This window comes from [Erwinia] mediterraneensis, assembly GCF_900604315.1.
In the GTDB taxonomy this organism is placed as follows: Bacteria; Pseudomonadota; Gammaproteobacteria; order Enterobacterales; family Enterobacteriaceae; genus Pantoea; species Pantoea mediterraneensis_A.
This window is the reverse complement of the sequence record NZ_LR026978.1, coordinates 643,973-660,452: the sequence shown is the minus strand read 5'-3', so window position 1 is coordinate 660,452 and position 16,480 is coordinate 643,973. Positions and strand designations below refer to the sequence as shown.

Sequence of the window (16,480 nt, the reverse complement as noted above, 5' to 3'; positions counted from 1 at the left end):
CGCCGTTGAGCGGTTGTGGCAGGAGAGGATATGGTTGCGGTAAGAAGCGCGCATTTAAATACGGCTGGGGAGTTCGCCCTCGATCAATGGATCGCCAGTCTTGGCATCGCCAACCCGCAATCATCTGCCCGACTTGCTGATACCTGGCACTACTGTGAAGCCAAAACGCGCGCGCATGATGAGCAGTCGTTGCTGCTGTGGCGCGGCATCGAGATGGTGGAAATTCTCTCCATGCTCAGCATGGATATCGACAGCCTGCGCGCCGCGCTGATTTTTCCACTGGCCAATGCCGATGTGGTGAGCGAAGAAGAGCTGGAGAAGACTTTTGGCAAAGGCATTGTCTCGCTGGTGTACGGCGTGCGCGATATGGATGCCATTCGCCAGCTGAAAGCGATTCAGAACGACTCCATGGCATCGGAGCAGGTGGACAATATCCGCCGCATGCTGCTGGCGATGGTTGAAGATTTCCGCTGCGTGGTGATTAAGCTGGCGGAGCGTATCGCCCATCTGCGTGAGATGAAGGATGCGCCGGAAGATGAGCGCGTACTGGCGGCCAAAGAGAGCACCAACATCTATGCTCCGCTGGCGAACCGGCTGGGTATCGGCCAGCTGAAGTGGGAGCTGGAAGATTACTGCTTCCGCTACCTGCATCCCGATGAGTACAAGCGCATTGCCAGGCTGCTGCATGAACGCCGGATCGATCGTGAGCAGTACATTGAAAACTTTGTCAATAATTTGCGCAAAGAGATGGCGAAAGAGGGGGTACGCGCCGAGGTCTATGGCCGTCCCAAGCATATCTACAGCATCTGGCGCAAAATGCAGAAGAAGTCGCTGGCGTTTGATGAGTTGTTTGACGTGCGCGCAGTACGTATCGTTGCCGATCGCCTGCAGGATTGCTATGGGGCGCTGGGCATTGTCCATACTCTCTATCGCCATTTGCCGGACGAGTTTGATGACTACGTCGCCAATCCCAAACCCAATGGTTATCAGTCGATTCACACCGTGGTGCTCGGCCCGCAGGGGAAAACGGTAGAAATTCAGATCCGTACCCGCCAGATGCATGAAGATGCGGAGCTGGGAGTTGCCGCCCACTGGAAGTACAAAGAGGGCACTGTCAGCGGCAGCGCGCGCGGCGCAGCAGGGCACGAAGAGCGTATCGCCTGGTTGCGTAAACTGATCGCCTGGCAGGAAGAGATGGCGGACTCCGGCGAAATGCTGGAAGAGGTGCGCAGTCAGGTATTTGATGACCGCGTCTACGTCTTTACCCCGAAAGGGGATGTAGTGGATCTGCCCGCCGGCTCGACGCCGCTCGATTTCGCTTACCATATTCACAGCGATATCGGCCACCGCTGCATCGGCGCCAAGATTGGCGGCCGTATCGTGCCCTTTACCTATCAGTTGCAGATGGGCGATCAGGTAGAGGTGATTACCCAGAAAGAGCCCAATCCGAGCCGCGACTGGTTGAATCCCAACCTCGGTTACATTACTACCAGCCGCGGTCGCTCAAAAGTCCACGCCTGGTTCCGCAAGCAGGATCGCGATAAAAATATTGCCGCCGGACGGCAGATTCTCGACAACGAGCTGAGTCAGCTCGATATCAGCCTGAGAGATGCGGAGAAGGTGCTGCTGCCGCGCTACAACGTCAGTTCACTGGATGAGCTGCTGGCGGCTATCGGCGGCGGCGATATTCGTCTCAATCAGATGTTTAACTTCCTGCAGGCGAAGCTGAACAAACCGAGCGCGGAAGAAGAGGATCGTGAAGCGCTGCGCCAGCTGACGCAAAAATCCTACCTGCCCACGGCGCGTAAAGAGAGCGATCGGGTCGTGGTCGAGGGCGTCGGCAACCTGATGCACCATATTGCGCGCTGCTGCCAGCCGATTCCGGGCGACGATATTGTCGGCTTTATTACCCAGGGGCGCGGTATCTCTATTCATCGCGCCGACTGTGACCAGCTGGCAGAACTGATCTCCCATGCGCCGGAGCGCATCGTGGATGCTGTCTGGGGGGAGAGCTACTCCAGCGGCTATTCACTGGTGGTACGGGTCACGGCGAACGATCGCAGCGGCCTGTTGCGCGATATCACCACCATTCTCGCCAATGAGAAGGTCAATGTACTGGGCGTCTCCAGCCGTAGCGATACGCGCAAACAGCTCGCCACCATCGATATGGATATCGAAATCTATAATCAGCAGGTGCTGGGACGTGTGCTGGCACGCCTGAATCAGGTGCCGGATATTATTGACGCCAGACGCCTGCATTAACGGATATTGTTATTTCTCATTCCGGCCTTTTCTCTGCACCAGGAGAAAAGGCCGCGCCTTGCGTAAATCTTCAAGGATTTTTATGACCCCGCTTGACCGTCTGCTTAACATTATGAAAACCCTGCGCGATCCTGAACACGGCTGCCCGTGGGATCGCGAACAGACCTTTGCTTCCATCGCGCCCTATACTCTGGAAGAGACCTATGAAGTGCTGGACGCCATTCAGCGCGAAGATTTTGACGATCTGCGCGGTGAGCTGGGCGATCTGCTGTTTCAGGTGGTGTTCTATGCCCAGATGGCGAGCGAACAGCAGCGCTTCGATTTTGCGGATATCTGCAACGCCATCAGCGATAAGCTGGAGCGTCGTCATCCTCATATCTTTGGCGATGTAAAAGTCGCGAACAGCCAGGAAGTGCTGCAAAACTGGGAGCAGATCAAAGGCGCGGAGCGCGCAGATAAAGCGCAGCACTCCGCCCTCGACGACATCCCGCGGGCGCTGCCGGCGTTGATGCGCGCGCATAAAATTCAGAAGCGCTGTAGCCATGTGGGTTTTGACTGGACCACGCTCGGCCCGGTGGTGGACAAGGTGCAGGAAGAGATTGATGAGGTGATGTTCGAGGCGCAGCAGGCGGTAGTGGATCCGGCAAAGTTGGAAGAGGAGATTGGCGATCTGCTGTTCGCTACCGTAAACCTTTCCCGTCATCTCGGCAGCAAGGCGGAAACCGCCTTGCAAAAGGCCAATGACAAATTTGAGCGTCGTTTCCGTCAGGTAGAAGCCATTCTCAGCGCGCAAGGTCTGACGACGTCGCAGGCGACGCTGGCGCAAATGGAAGGCGCCTGGCAGCAGGTCAAAGCGCAGGAAAAAAACTGACTGCGGGTTTATGCACGGCACCGGGTGATTATTCCAGCGCTGTGCATATTTTCAGCACTTGAGCTTACTCGATTCAGCTGGTGGGCAACTTTGTGACGCAGGTCAAACTTTGCCAGAAAACAATCCGCTATGTTAGCCGGTGCAGTGCATCAGAGGATGGCGTTGATTCAGCATTTGTCGCAGATAGTGGTTTCCGGTATACTGTTTTCCCGTCCTGGTTATTCCACCGTCTTTAAACCTAAACTCTCAGGTTCAGCATGACAACGAATTATATTTTTGTGACCGGCGGGGTCGTTTCCTCTCTGGGTAAAGGCATTGCCGCAGCCTCCCTCGCAGCCATTCTCGAAGCGCGTGGTCTTAACGTGACCATCATGAAGCTGGACCCCTACATCAACGTCGATCCCGGCACCATGAGCCCGACTCAGCACGGCGAAGTTTTCGTCACCGACGATGGGGCCGAAACCGATCTGGATCTGGGGCACTATGAGCGCTTCATCCGCACCAAAATGTCGCGCCGCAACAACTTTACTACCGGCCGCATTTACTCTGATGTGCTGCGCAAAGAGCGTCGCGGCGACTATCTCGGCGCCACTATCCAGGTCATTCCCCATATCACCAACGCCATTAAAGAGCGCATCATCGAAGGTGGCGAAGGCCACGACGTCGTACTGGTGGAAATCGGCGGTACTGTCGGTGATATCGAGTCGCTGCCGTTCCTGGAAGCGATCCGTCAGATGGCGGTGGATGTGGGCCGTGAGCACACCATGTATATGCACCTGACGCTGGTTCCTTATATGGCAGCGGCAGGCGAAGTGAAAACCAAACCGACTCAGCACTCGGTCAAAGAGCTGCTGTCGATCGGTATCCAGCCTGACGTGCTGATCTGCCGTTCAGATCGCGCGGTGCCGGCGAACGAACGCGCCAAAATCGCGCTGTTCTGTAACGTGCCGGAAAAAGCGGTAATCTCGCTGAAAGATGTCGACTCCATCTATAAAATTCCTGGCCTGCTGAAATCGCAGGGGCTGGATGACTATATCTGTAAACGCTTCAACCTGAACGCGCCGGAAGCCAACCTGGCCGAATGGGAGCAGGTGATTTATGAAGAAGCGAATCCGGGCGGCGAAGTGACCATCGGTATGGTGGGCAAATATGTTGAGCTGCCGGATGCCTATAAATCTGTCATTGAAGCGCTGAAGCATGGCGGCCTGAAAAATCGCGTCACCGTTAACATCAAGCTGATCGATTCGCAGGATGTGGAAACGCGCGGCGTGGAATTGCTGAAAGATCTTGACGCGATTCTGATCCCGGGCGGTTTTGGTTATCGTGGCGTAGAAGGCAAACTGATGACTGCGCAATACGCGCGTGAAAACAACGTGCCTTACCTGGGCATCTGCCTGGGGATGCAGGTCGCGCTGATGGAATTTGCCCGTCACGTGGCTGGCATGGCAGACGCCAACTCAACAGAATTTGTGCCAGACTGTAAGTACCCGGTGGTGGCACTGATCACCGAATGGCGTGACGAAAACGGCAACGTGGAAGTGCGTACCGAGCAGAGCGATCTGGGCGGCACCATGCGCCTGGGCAGCCAGCAGTGCCAGCTGACTCCTGACAGCCTGGTGCGTCAGTTGTATGACTCCGACACCATCGTTGAGCGCCATCGCCATCGTTATGAAGTAAATAATATGCTGCTGAAGCAGATTGAAGCGGCCGGTTTGCGTGTGGCAGGCCGTTCCGGTGACGATCAGCTGGTAGAAATTATTGAGATCCCGAACCATCCGTGGTTTGTGGCGTGCCAGTTCCATCCGGAATTCACTTCAACCCCGCGTGACGGTCATCCGCTGTTCGCCGGTTTTGTGAAGGCAGCACACGAGTACCAGAAGCGTTTAGCGAAGTAAGTTTTCACGAGCAGCGCGCGAAGTTATCGCGCGTTGTTTGTCTTAGGATTGACTAACTTGTACTGAGGAAAAACTAATGTCCAAAATCGTTAAAGTCATTGGTCGCGAAATCATCGACTCCCGTGGTAACCCGACTGTTGAAGCCGAAGTGCATCTGGAAGGCGGTTTTGTGGGTCTGGCAGCGGCACCATCAGGCGCTTCTACCGGTTCACGTGAAGCTCTGGAACTGCGCGACGGTGACAAATCGCGTTTCCTGGGCAAAGGCGTGACCAAAGCGGTTGCGGCAGTTAACGGTCCGATCGCTGATGCGATTAAAGGCAAAGATGCCAAAGATCAGGCGAACATCGATAAAATCATGATCGACCTGGACGGTACTGAAAACAAATCCAACTTCGGTGCAAACGCCATCCTGGCCGTCTCTCTGGCAGCCGCGAAAGCCGCCGCAGCATCTAAAGGTCAGCCGCTGTATGAGCACATCGCTGAACTGAACGGCACCCCGGGCAAATACTCTATGCCGCTGCCGATGATGAACATCATCAACGGTGGTGAGCATGCTGACAACAACGTTGATATCCAGGAATTCATGATCCAGCCGGTTGGTGCTTCCAGCGTGAAAGAAGCGATCCGCATGGGTTCAGAAGTGTTCCATCACCTGGCGAAAGTGCTGAAAAGCAAAGGCATGAACACCGCTGTGGGTGACGAAGGCGGCTACGCGCCGAACCTGGGCTCCAACGCGGAAGCGCTGGCCGTTATCGCGGAAGCGGTAAAAGCAGCAGGTTACGAGCTGGGTAAAGACATCACCCTGGCGATGGACTGCGCAGCGTCTGAATTCTACAAAGACGGCAAATATGTGCTGGCTGGCGAAGGCGGTAAAGCCTTCACCTCTGAAGAGTTCACTCACTTCCTGGAAGATTTGACCAAACAGTATCCGATCGTCTCTATCGAAGATGGTCTGGATGAGTCTGACTGGGAAGGCTTTGCGTACCAGACCAAAGTGCTGGGCAACAAAATCCAGCTGGTGGGCGACGACCTGTTCGTCACCAACACCAAAATCCTGAAGGAAGGTATCGAAAAAGGTATCGCTAACTCCATTCTGATCAAATTCAACCAGATCGGTTCTCTGACCGAAACGCTGGCAGCGATCAAAATGGCGAAAGATGCTGGCTACACTGCCGTTATCTCTCACCGTTCTGGCGAAACCGAAGATGCGACCATCGCTGACCTGGCGGTAGGTACGGCTGCAGGTCAGATCAAAACCGGTTCTATGAGCCGTTCTGACCGCGTAGCGAAATACAACCAGCTGATCCGTATCGAAGAAGCGCTGGGTTCCAAAGCGCCGTTCAACGGCCTGAAAGAAGTGAAAGGCCAGGCGTAATTGCCTGTGAGCGCAGCCTGACGGCTGTGCCGCTGCCTGAGAGAAAGCCTCGCCCTGGTGCGGGGCTTTTTTCATTCCATGCGTTTCCCGCGCCGGTTTGCTGCGATCGGGCAATGTCTGTTTTATCACGTCGCCAATCTCTGCCATAATCGGCGCCCTGTTTGATCCGAGCGAGACCATAATGCATTACCCGATTAACGAAATGTTCCAGACGCTGCAGGGCGAGGGATTTTATACCGGCGTGCCGGCCATCTTTATCCGGCTGCAGGGCTGTCCGGTTGGCTGCAGCTGGTGTGATACCAAACATACCTGGGAAAAGCGGGCGGATCGGGAAACGTCGCTGGGCGATATTCTGATAAAGAACAGTGAAAGCGATGCCTGGGGTGAGGCGGACGCGGCCATGTTGCTCGCCACCATTGCGCAGCAGGGCTGGAGCGCGCGCCATGTGGTGATTACCGGCGGCGAGCCAGCCATTTATGACTTGCGCCCACTGACGCAGGCGCTGACCGCAGCCGGTTTCAGCAGCCAGATTGAAACCAGCGGCACCCACAGGGTGCTGTGTGCCGACGCAACCTGGGTCACGGTTTCACCCAAAGTGAATATGCGTGGCGGTTACGACATCCTGCCGCAGGCGCTGACGCGTGCCGACGAGATTAAACATCCGGTCGCCCGTGAGCGCGATATTGAAGCGCTGGATGCGCTGCTGGCGACGCTCAGCGATGATAAGTCACGCATCATCGCCTTACAGCCCATCAGCCAGCAGGAGGCGGCAACCCGACTCTGCATCGCCACCTGTATCGCCCGTAACTGGCGTCTCTCCATGCAGACGCATAAGTATCTGAATATCGCCTGATCGCCTGCGCAGCCTCAGACGCCGGGTCAGTTTCCAGCGCTTCGGGCAGCAGGGTATGATTGGTATAGGCGAAGATTTTTTGCGTTATTTCCCGGATGGTTTCCCACGACAGCTGGCGCTCATCCATCAGCAAACGCATTAATTCTGCCATGGCAATGGCCGGGTGGGTATCGTTCAGCTGCGCCGCAAAGCGATCGGCAAAGCGTTTGATGGAGGCGCCACTGGCGTCCAGCAGGCGCAACCTATCCTGCAGCGAGCAGGAAACAAAGATATATTGCCGGGAGAGGCGCAGACGTTTGCCGGCTGCCGGTTCGTCATTGGAGTAGAGCATTTTTGACAGCGTCTCTGAAATCAATTTTTCCTGTACGGCCTGGTAATAATCGCCAGCATTGAAGTCTTTAAAATCGAAAGATTTGAGCGCCTCGCTCTTCCAGAGACGCAGTACATTGCAGGTATTTACCCGGTAGCCCTGCATCGGCACGTCGTAAGCGGTTCTTTTGACCTGGCTGGCGGGGATCCAGCGCACCTGAAACCGATCCTGCTCGTCGGCGATCATCTCCATATGGCCGCCAAAGCAGACGGAAAAATCTGATATCGGGCCAGCCAAACTCCCGAGGGATGCCCATTTTCAGCTATTTGTCGGTGCGCTCCACCTGCCAGCCATCAACGATCTTCTGATAGAAAATGCCGAACTCATAGCGAATGCTGTAGCCGGTAGCCAGAATTTCCAGCATAGAGAGCGAGTCGAGATAACAAGCCGCCAGCCTGCCGAGTTCGCCGTTGCTCAGTCCCGCCTCCTCTTCGACCGTCAGCAGTTCATCCAGATCCTGTCCAGGCGCGTGCAGCGCTTCACGGGCATCTTTTTCCAGATCCAGGCGCAACAAATTACAGGCGAGCTGCGGTCCGATAAGGAATTCTGCCGACAGACAGCAGGCGATCCTGGCATCAGAGGTGATGTAGTTGTGAACAGAGGCGGCCCGGCACACCAGCATATGGTCGCGCACAGTAAAGGCGAGCGCCATATACATATACCAGTGGTGCGGGATAGCGATATCGATATCGATATTGCGTGCCTGACGGCAGATGAGGTTTCTGACCAGATCACGCTGGAATTCAGACCCGGTGGCTGCATCTGATGCCAGCTCCACGATAGTGGTCTTGTCCACGGTGGGGATGTCATCTTTCATGTTGATCATCTCGCGTTGGCGGTGATACCAGAACCAGCGCACAGGTGATTTCCATGATGACAATCGGGTGCCGGTCAGGCCCGCGTGCGAAAAAGAGAAGGGGCGAGCGGGCACAAAATAGCGTCACGCTCGGGACAGGGGAAGATGAGGATAGCCGATCAGCCGTCTGGATTATCCGCTGGCATTAACAGAGCGCAGGCCAGCGGTATTCCTGACATCAATTCAGTAGCGGGCGACAGCCCCAGCTTGCCTCTGTGCCAGCTCCTGAATGATGCACAGCGCTGTTATCTGATGATTTTACCAACATAGTCAACATCTACCCTGATGGTAAATGCCGACGTCACGCAGAAGGGAGAGGCGATCGCGGGCTCAGCCGCGATAAACGCAGCCCGCGGTACAGGTTTCTTTGATCATAACACCACTTAACTCTGGCAGCAGGGGCTTCATCTGCTGCCAGATCCACTGGGCCAGCACTTCGCTGGTTGGGTTTTCCAGACCGGGGATCTCATTCAGGTAGTGATGATCGAGACGATCGTAAACGGGCATAAAGGCTGCTTTCAGATCCGCGAAATCCATTACCCAGCCGGTGTGCGCATCCACTTCACCGGTAATTTCCAGACGCACCAGAAACGAATGGCCATGCAAACGACCGCATTTATGCCCGTCCGGCACATGGGGTAAGCGGTGAGCGGCTTCAAACTGGAATTCTTTAAACAACGTAGTAGACATAATGCTTCTCAGGCTTAAAACCCGCAGATTCTACCGGAAAATCGGAATTTGCGCACCCGTCAGCAGTGAAAAGCGCTTTTTAGCATCTTGTATCGTTGTCCCTTTTCCATCTTCTTGAAAAATAGCGAATTTATCTACCACTTTTGGCGATTAGCATTAACAGAAAAAGCGTTTAGTCATTTTGGTTATTTATTATGTCGAAGCTGTATTTAATCGTTAATATACGGGCCGGTAACCTACCCACTCTTCCGTCACTTTACCGTCCGGACTTTTGACACTGGAATTCTTAACGCGATGACGACTCAGGCACCCCCAAGTTCTCTGCTTCCGCTGACCCCGGAACAACTCGCGCGCTTGCAGGCGGCGACAACCGATCTCTCTACCACCCAGCTGGCGTGGCTCTCCGGCTATTTCTGGGGCATGCTGAATCAGACGCCAGGCAGCGTGGCGGTCAGCGCCCCGGCGCAGTCCGAAGTGCCAGCCATTACTCTGATCTCCGCTTCGCAAACCGGTAACGCACGTCGTCTGGCCGAACAGCTGCGCGATGATCTGCTGGCGGCGAAGCTGAAAGTGAACCTGGTTAACGCTGGCGATTATAAATTTAAGCAGATCGGGCAGGAGAAACTGCTGGTGATCGTCACCTCAACGCAGGGTGAAGGGGATCCGCCGGAAGAAGCCGTTGCGCTGCATAAGTTCCTGTTGTCGAAGAAAGCACCGAAAATGGAAGGCGTGGCCTTTGCCGTGTTTGGCCTTGGCGATACCTCCTATGAATTTTTCAGCAAGGCGGGCAAAGATTTCGATGCGCGCCTGGCGGAGCTGGGCGCGGAGCGCCTGCTGGCGCGCGTGGATGCTGATGTTGAGTATGCGGAGCAGGCAGCGGCCTGGCGTCAGCAGATCACGGAAGTGCTGAAGCAGCGTGTGCCGACAGAATCCCCGGCCCAGGCTGCCGTCACCGCCACCGGTGCCGTTAATGAGCTGGTAACCAGCCCATACAGCAAAGAAGCGCCGCTGACCGCTGCGCTGGCGGTGAACCAGAAAATTACCGGACGCCACTCGGATAAAGATGTGCGCCATATTGAGATCGACCTCGGCGATTCCGGCCTGCGCTACCAGCCCGGCGATGCACTGGGCGTCTGGTATGAAAACGACCCGGCGCTGGTCAGCGAGCTGGCCCGACTGCTGTGGTTGCAGGGCGACGAGCCGGTTGTGGTGGATGGCCAGACGCTGGCGCTTTCCGATGCGCTGCAGAAACATTTCGAGCTGACCGTTAACACCCCGCAGATCGTTGAGCAATACGCCGCGCTGTCACGTAACGAGACGCTGCTGGCGCTGGCGGGCGATAAAGCCAGGCTGCAGCACTACGCGCAGAGCATGCCGATTGTGGATATGGTGCGTCAGGCACCCACGGAGCTGCGCGCTGAGCAGCTGATCAGCCTGCTGCGTCCGCTGACGCCGCGCCTGTACTCTATCGCTTCCTCTCAGGCGGAAACGGAGAACGAAGTGCACATCACTGTTGGTGCCGTGCGCTATGAGATCGACGGCCGCGCCCGTGCGGGCGGGGCGTCCAGCTTCCTGGCGGATCGCTTGCCGGAAGAGGGTGAAGTCCGCGTCTTTATCGAACATAACGACAATTTCCGCCTGCCTGCCAATCCGGATGCGCCGGTGATTATGATTGGACCGGGTACCGGTATCGCACCGTTCCGTGCCTTTATGCAGCAGCGTGACAACGACGGCGCAGGCGGGAAAAACTGGCTGTTCTTCGGCAACCCGCACTTCACGGAAGATTTCCTTTATCAGGTGGAGTGGCAGAAGTATGTGAAGAACGGTCTGCTGACCCATATCGATCTCGCCTGGTCACGCGATCAGGAACAGAAAGTCTACGTACAGGATAAAATCCGCGCCAGAGGGGCAGAGGTGTGGCGCTGGATTCAGGAAGGCGCGCATATCTATGTCTGTGGCGACGCCAACCGTATGGCGAAAGATGTGGAACAGGCATTACTGGATGTGGTGGTCGGGCACGGCGGAATGGATCGTGAAACGGCCGATGAATTTTTAAGTGAGCTGCGCATTGAGCGCCGTTATCAGCGAGACGTTTACTGATGAGTGAAAAACACCCTGGACCGCTGGTCGTTGAAGGCAAACTCGCCGACGCAGAGCGAATGAAAAAAGAGAGTAATTATCTGCGCGGAACCATCGTGGAGGATCTCGATGATGGCCTCACCGGCGGCTTTAACGGCGATAACTTTCTGCTGATCCGTTTTCACGGCATGTATCAGCAGGATGACCGTGATATCCGTGCCGAACGTGCCGAGCAGAAGCTGGAGCCGCGTCATGCCATGATGCTGCGCTGCCGTCTGCCGGGCGGTATTATCACGCCGCAGCAGTGGCTGGCGATTGACAAATTTGCCAGTGACAAAACCCTTTATGGCAGCATTCGCCTGACTAACCGTCAGACGTTTCAGTTCCATGGCATTCTGAAGAAAAACGTCAAGCCGGCGCATCAGATGCTGCACGAAGTCGGGCTGGACGCGCTGGCGACCGCCAATGACGTCAACCGTAACGTGCTCTGTACCTCTAACCCGGTGGAGTCTGAACTGCACCAGGAAGCCTACGAGTGGGCGAAGAAGATCTCTGAGCATCTGCTGCCGCGTACCCGCGCCTACGCCGAAATCTGGTGGGATCAGGAGAAGGTCGCGACCACGGATGAAGAGCCGATTCTTGGCCAGACCTATCTGCCGCGTAAGTTCAAAACCACCGTGGTGATCCCGCCGCATAACGATGTGGATCTGCACGCTAACGATCTGAACTTCATTGCTGTAGCAGAGCAGGGCAAGCTGGTCGGCTTTAACCTGCTGGTTGGCGGCGGTCTCTCTATCGAACACGGTAACAAAGCGACCTATGCCCGCACGGCAAGTGAAATTGGCTATCTGCCGCTGGACAAAACCCTTGCGGTGGCGGAAGCGGTGGTCACTACCCAGCGTGACTGGGGCAACCGTACCGATCGTAAAAACGCCAAAACCAAATATACCCTTGAGCGTGTAGGCATCGAGACCTTTAAAGCGGAAGTGGAAAAGCGTGCCGGACTCACCTTTGCGCCGATCCGTCCTTATGAATTCACTACCCGTGGCGACCGCTTCGGCTGGATCAAGGGCATCGATAACAAATGGCACCTGACGCTGTTTGTAGAAAATGGCCGTCTGCTCGACTATCCGGGCCGTCCGCTGAAAACCGGTGTGCTGGAGATCGCGAAAATCCATCAGGGCGATTTCCGCCTGACCGCCAACCAGAACCTGATTGTGGCGGGCGTACCGGAGAGCGAGAAAGATCGGATCGAGTTGATCGCCCGTCAGCACGGCCTGATGGAACAGGTCAGCGCGCAGCGTGAAAACTCCATGGCCTGCGTTTCATTCCCGACCTGTCCGCTGGCGATGGCAGAAGCAGAGCGTTTCCTGCCCGCCTTTGTCACCAAAGTGGAAGGGATCATGCAGGCGCACGGCGTTGGCGACGAGCACATTGTGCTGCGCGTCACCGGCTGTCCGAACGGTTGCGGTCGCGCCATGCTGGCGGAGATCGGGCTGGTGGGCAAAGCGCCCGGCCGTTACAACCTGCACCTGGGGGGTAACCGCATCGGCACGCGCATTCCACGCATGTACCGCGAGAACATTACTGAAAGCGAAATCCTTGCCAGCATCGATGAGCTGGTGGGACGCTGGGCAAAAGAGCGCGACAATGATGAAGGCTTTGGTGATTTCGTCATTCGCGCCGGTATCGTGAAACCGGTACTGGATCCCGCCCGCGATTTTTGGGAATAACGGAGGCGATATGTCTGTACTCGATCTCGCTGCCCTGAATGCGTTACCTAAGGTTGAACGCATCATGGCGATAGCGGAAACCAACGCGCTGCTGGAAACCCGCAGCGCCGAGGAGCGCGTCAGCTGGGCGCTGGATAATCTGCCGGGCGCTTTTGTGCTCTCTTCCAGCTTTGGCATTCAGGCGGCCGTGTCGCTGCATCTGGTGACGCGGTTGAGGCCTGACATTCCGGTGATCCTCACCGATACCGGTTATCTGTTCCCGGAAACCTACCGCTTTATCGACGAGCTGACGGAGAAGCTCGACCTCAACCTGCATGTCTTCCGTGCGCAGACCTCGCCCGCCTGGCAGGAAGCGCGCTACGGTAAGCTGTGGGAGCAGGGGGTGGAAGGTATTGAGAAGTACAACCAGATCAACAAGGTTGAGCCGATGAACCGTGCGCTGGAAAGCCTCGGCGCGCAAACCTGGTTTGCCGGGCTGCGTCGCGATCAGTCCGGTAGCCGGGCGCATCTGCCGGTGCTGGCGATTCAGCGCGGGGTATTCAAAGTGCTGCCGATCATCGACTGGGATAACCGTCAGGTGTATCAGTATCTGAAGCTGCATAACCTGAAATACCATCCGCTCTGGGATGAGGGTTATCTCTCCGTCGGCGATACCCATACCACGAAAAAATGGGAGCCTGGCATGGCGGAAGAGGAGACACGCTTCTTCGGCCTGAAACGTGAGTGCGGGCTGCACGAAGGCTAAGCACGCGCATTGCGAGACACTATACGCCGGAAACGGGGCACAAATCCCGCTTCCGGCGTTTTTTATTGCGGATTGGCCAGTTCGCTGATCAGCGGTAACAGAATCTTCACGCTGTCATGCATGCGTTGGGAAATGCGACCTGGCAGCCAGCGATCCAGCCAGGGCAGGTTATCGCGATCGGTCTGATGGCGCACATTGCCGTCAGGAAAATGCACGGAACGTGCGCGCTGCTGATAGCCATCCTTTTTCCCCAGCGTCCAGTTTCCGGCCGTGACCTCCAGCAACGGAAAACCCGCTTTGTCGAACGGATTCAGGCCATGATAATCGTTAGCCGTTAACTGATGACTGCTGGCGGGAATGCCGTAACGGTGCGCCAGCGTCAGCGCCCGCTGGCTGGTTTGTTTGCGTACCGCGCCGGGCATATTTGCACCGCTGTTGAAAAACAGACGATCGCCCACGATCAGGCTGTGCAGATTGATCACCAGCAGGGTGTTTTTCTTCTCACGGCTGCTCATGCGCGCCAGGTAATCTTCCATTCCCTGCTGTGCCGACTCGCTGGCGCTGAGCGCCACAAAGCGGATGCCATAATGCAGCGGCAGCTTGCCAAGGTGCTGTGCCAGCTCCAGCATCACGCCAAGACCGGAGGCATTGTCATCCGCCCCCTGCAGGCGCAGACCGCCCAGGTTGCGCTGTACCTGCGCCGGGCTGTGTGGCGTCCAGGTATCCAGATGAGCAAGAATCAATATTTCCTGCGGCTGGGTGCCGGCACGCGCCGCTATCACCGAGGTGGCGGTCACTTTATGCCAGCGCGGCTGGCCGGTCTGATCCTGCCAGAAATAGCCGGTATTAAACTGGCGGGTATTACTCTGAAAACCCAGGGCCTGGAACTGCTGCTGGAGGTAATCGGCTGCCATCACTTCAGCCGGGCTACCGCTCATCCGGCCGGGAAACCAGCTGGCAATATGACGCATATATTGTTCAGCGAGCTGGCCGGTGCTGGCTTCATCAGCCTGGGCGGGAAAAGCTAAACCGCCACTGAGCAGCGCAGCCAGCGCTGTCAGGCGGAGAGTGGCAAACATAACGCTATCCTTTCCTGTCATCCTGTGACGTCTGAGGCAAAAAAAGTTCGCTGCCAGTATGAAACTGTGATCGCCATTGCACAATTCGAATTGTCCCGAAACGCCTGCAATATCATCTGCTAAGCACATTTTGTACTCAGCAAATGCAGCGCGTTATTCCATTAGGTAACTACTCATTCCAATTCGTAATTTCATCTGTATAAACCCGCAGACGTATAGTCGCGTTAACTCATTGTAACTACGCTAAAGGTTAACGTGGACTATCTGCCTCTCTTTGCCGATCTCAAGGGCCGGCCTGTTTTGGTTGTCGGTGGTGGTGATGTGGCGGCGCGCAAAATTGCGCTGCTGCGCCGTGCGGGTGCGCGGGTGCAGGTAGCGGCCCGCACGCTCTGCCCCGAACTACAGGCGCTGCGGGAAGAACAGCAGATAGAGTGGCTGGCGACCGCTTTTGACGAAGCACAGCTGGATACCGTCTTTCTGGTGATTGCCGCAACCGACGACAATGCGTTGAACAGCCGGGTGTTTGATGCCGCCAATGCGCGTCAGAAGCTGGTGAACGTCGTTGACGATCAGCCGAAATGCAGCTTTATTTTCCCCTCTATTGTTGACCGCTCACCGCTGGTGGTGGCGATCTCCTCCAGCGGCACGGCGCCGGTACTGGCACGCCTGCTGCGGGAAAAACTGGAGGCGCTGCTGCCCGCTAACCTGGGACAGATGGCGCAGGTAGCCGGACAGTGGCGCGACAAAGTGAAACAGCGCTACAGCAAGATGTCCGATCGTCGCCGCTTCTGGGAACGCGCCTTCAACGGCCTGTTTGCCAGTCAGATGGCAGCGGGCAACGTCAACGCCGCGCAGCAGACGCTTGATCGTGAGCTGACGAGCGAGCAGAACCCGCAGGGCGAAATTATCCTGGTCGGTGCCGGGCCGGGCGACAGCGGTCTGCTGACCTTACGCGGGCTGCAGGTGATGCAGCTGGCGGACGTGGTGCTTTACGATCATCTGGTCAGCGACGAGGTGCTGGAGCTGGTGCGCCGCGATGCTGACCTGATCTGCGTCGGCAAGCGCGCCGGTGCGCATTCGGTGGCGCAGGAAGAGACAAATCAATTGCTGGTGAAGCTGGCAAGTGAAGGCAAACGCGTGGTGCGCCTGAAAGGCGGCGACCCCTTTATTTTTGGCCGCGGCGGCGAAGAGCTGCAGGCGGCGCAGGCGGCCGGGATTCCGTTCCAGGTGGTACCCGGCATCACCGCCGCTGCGGGTGCCACGGCCTATGCCGGTATCCCGTTAACCCATCGTGACTATGCCCAGAGCGTGCTCTTTATTACCGGGCACTGTCGCGCCGACGGCGCCGATATCGACTGGCCTTCGCTGGCGCGGGCGCGTCAGACGCTGGCGATCTATATGGGTACCGTCAAAGCGGCACAGATTAGCGCCGCGCTGATCGCCCATGGCCGCGCGCCGGAAACGCCGGTAGCGGTGATTGGTTGCGGTACCCGTCAGGATCAACAGGTGCTGACCGGGACATTAGAACAGCTTGAAGCGCTGGCGCATTCAGCGCCAACCCCGGCGCTGCTGGTGATCGGGGAAGTGGTAAATTTGCACGGGCAACTGGCCTGGTTCCAACATTCGGCACAGCAGGGGGCTCGTGAGTCCGTTGTTGTCAATCTGGCTTGAG

At 56.7% G+C, this 16,480-nt stretch carries 13 protein-coding genes; 9 read left to right on the top strand and 4 right to left on the bottom strand.

Going from position 1 to position 16,480, the window contains the following annotated elements; translation table 11 throughout:
• Positions 1–30 precede the first annotated feature (30 nt).
• The 5 genes from relA to queE all read left to right on the top strand — a co-directional run bounded on the left by relA (position 31) and on the right by queE (position 7,256).
• Complete coding sequence (relA, locus tag E0E17_RS03135; RefSeq protein WP_130831428.1) at positions 31–2,262, top strand: GTP diphosphokinase; 2,232 nt, start codon at positions 31–33, stop codon at positions 2,260–2,262.
• An 82-nt stretch (positions 2,263–2,344) separates the two neighbouring features.
• On the top strand, positions 2,345–3,133 hold the full coding sequence (gene mazG / locus E0E17_RS03130) for a nucleoside triphosphate pyrophosphohydrolase (protein ID WP_130831426.1): 789 nt from the start codon (positions 2,345–2,347) through the stop codon (positions 3,131–3,133).
• Between the two features lie 257 nt (positions 3,134–3,390).
• Positions 3,391–5,028, top strand: a complete 1,638-nt coding sequence (gene pyrG / locus E0E17_RS03125) for a glutamine hydrolyzing CTP synthase (protein WP_130831424.1) — start codon at positions 3,391–3,393, stop codon at positions 5,026–5,028.
• A 76-nt stretch (positions 5,029–5,104) separates the two neighbouring features.
• Positions 5,105–6,403, top strand: a complete 1,299-nt coding sequence (gene eno, locus E0E17_RS03120) for a phosphopyruvate hydratase (RefSeq protein ID WP_130831422.1) — start codon at positions 5,105–5,107, stop codon at positions 6,401–6,403.
• A 181-nt stretch (positions 6,404–6,584) separates the two neighbouring features.
• Entirely contained in the window at positions 6,585–7,256 is a 672-nt protein-coding gene (gene queE, locus E0E17_RS03115) for a 7-carboxy-7-deazaguanine synthase QueE (RefSeq protein ID WP_130831420.1), read from the top strand.
• Here the strand turns inward: queE and E0E17_RS20505 are convergent.
• The 3 genes from E0E17_RS20505 to queD all read right to left on the bottom strand — a co-directional run bounded on the left by E0E17_RS20505 (position 7,156) and on the right by queD (position 9,172).
• A complete protein-coding gene (locus tag E0E17_RS20505) occupies positions 7,156–7,863 on the bottom strand; it encodes a glycogen/starch/alpha-glucan phosphorylase (RefSeq protein WP_207302039.1) in 708 nt (235 codons plus the stop codon). The genes queE and E0E17_RS20505 overlap by 101 nt on opposite strands.
• A gap of 25 nt (positions 7,864–7,888) precedes the next feature.
• Positions 7,889–8,485 (bottom strand): glycogen/starch/alpha-glucan phosphorylase, encoded by a 597-nt coding sequence (locus E0E17_RS20500; RefSeq protein ID WP_207302038.1) that lies wholly within the window; start codon positions 8,483–8,485, stop codon positions 7,889–7,891.
• A gap of 327 nt (positions 8,486–8,812) precedes the next feature.
• Complete coding sequence (gene queD, locus E0E17_RS03105; RefSeq protein WP_130831418.1) at positions 8,813–9,172, bottom strand: 6-carboxytetrahydropterin synthase QueD; 360 nt, start codon at positions 9,170–9,172, stop codon at positions 8,813–8,815.
• Positions 9,173–9,466: 294 nt separating this feature from the next.
• Between queD and cysJ the strand changes: the two genes are divergently transcribed.
• Genes cysJ through cysH form a run of 3 tightly spaced genes read left to right on the top strand, consistent with a single transcriptional unit; the run spans position 9,467 to position 13,729 of the window.
• On the top strand, positions 9,467–11,272 hold the full coding sequence (cysJ, locus tag E0E17_RS03100) for an NADPH-dependent assimilatory sulfite reductase flavoprotein subunit (protein WP_130831415.1): 1,806 nt from the start codon (positions 9,467–9,469) through the stop codon (positions 11,270–11,272).
• A complete protein-coding gene (gene cysI / locus E0E17_RS03095; protein WP_130831413.1) occupies positions 11,272–12,984 on the top strand; it encodes an assimilatory sulfite reductase (NADPH) hemoprotein subunit in 1,713 nt (570 codons plus the stop codon). The genes cysJ and cysI overlap by 1 nt, the downstream gene beginning before the upstream one ends.
• Positions 12,985–12,994: 10 nt before the next feature.
• Positions 12,995–13,729, top strand: coding sequence for a phosphoadenosine phosphosulfate reductase (gene cysH, locus E0E17_RS03090; RefSeq protein WP_130831411.1), 735 nt, complete (start codon positions 12,995–12,997; stop codon positions 13,727–13,729).
• Between the two features lie 62 nt (positions 13,730–13,791).
• Here the strand turns inward: cysH and E0E17_RS03085 are convergent, their stop codons facing one another.
• Positions 13,792–14,808: an aminopeptidase gene (locus E0E17_RS03085; protein ID WP_130831409.1), complete on the bottom strand. Its 1,017-nt coding sequence runs from the start codon at positions 14,806–14,808 to the stop codon at positions 13,792–13,794.
• Positions 14,809–15,063: 255 nt separating this feature from the next.
• Here E0E17_RS03085 and cysG point away from each other — a divergent pair, with 255 nt between their 5' ends.
• Positions 15,064–16,479 carry a siroheme synthase CysG gene (gene cysG, locus E0E17_RS03080; protein WP_130831407.1) on the top strand — a complete coding sequence of 472 codons (1,416 nt, stop codon included), beginning with the start codon at positions 15,064–15,066 and terminating at the stop codon, positions 16,477–16,479.
• Position 16,480: the final 1 nt, after the last annotated feature.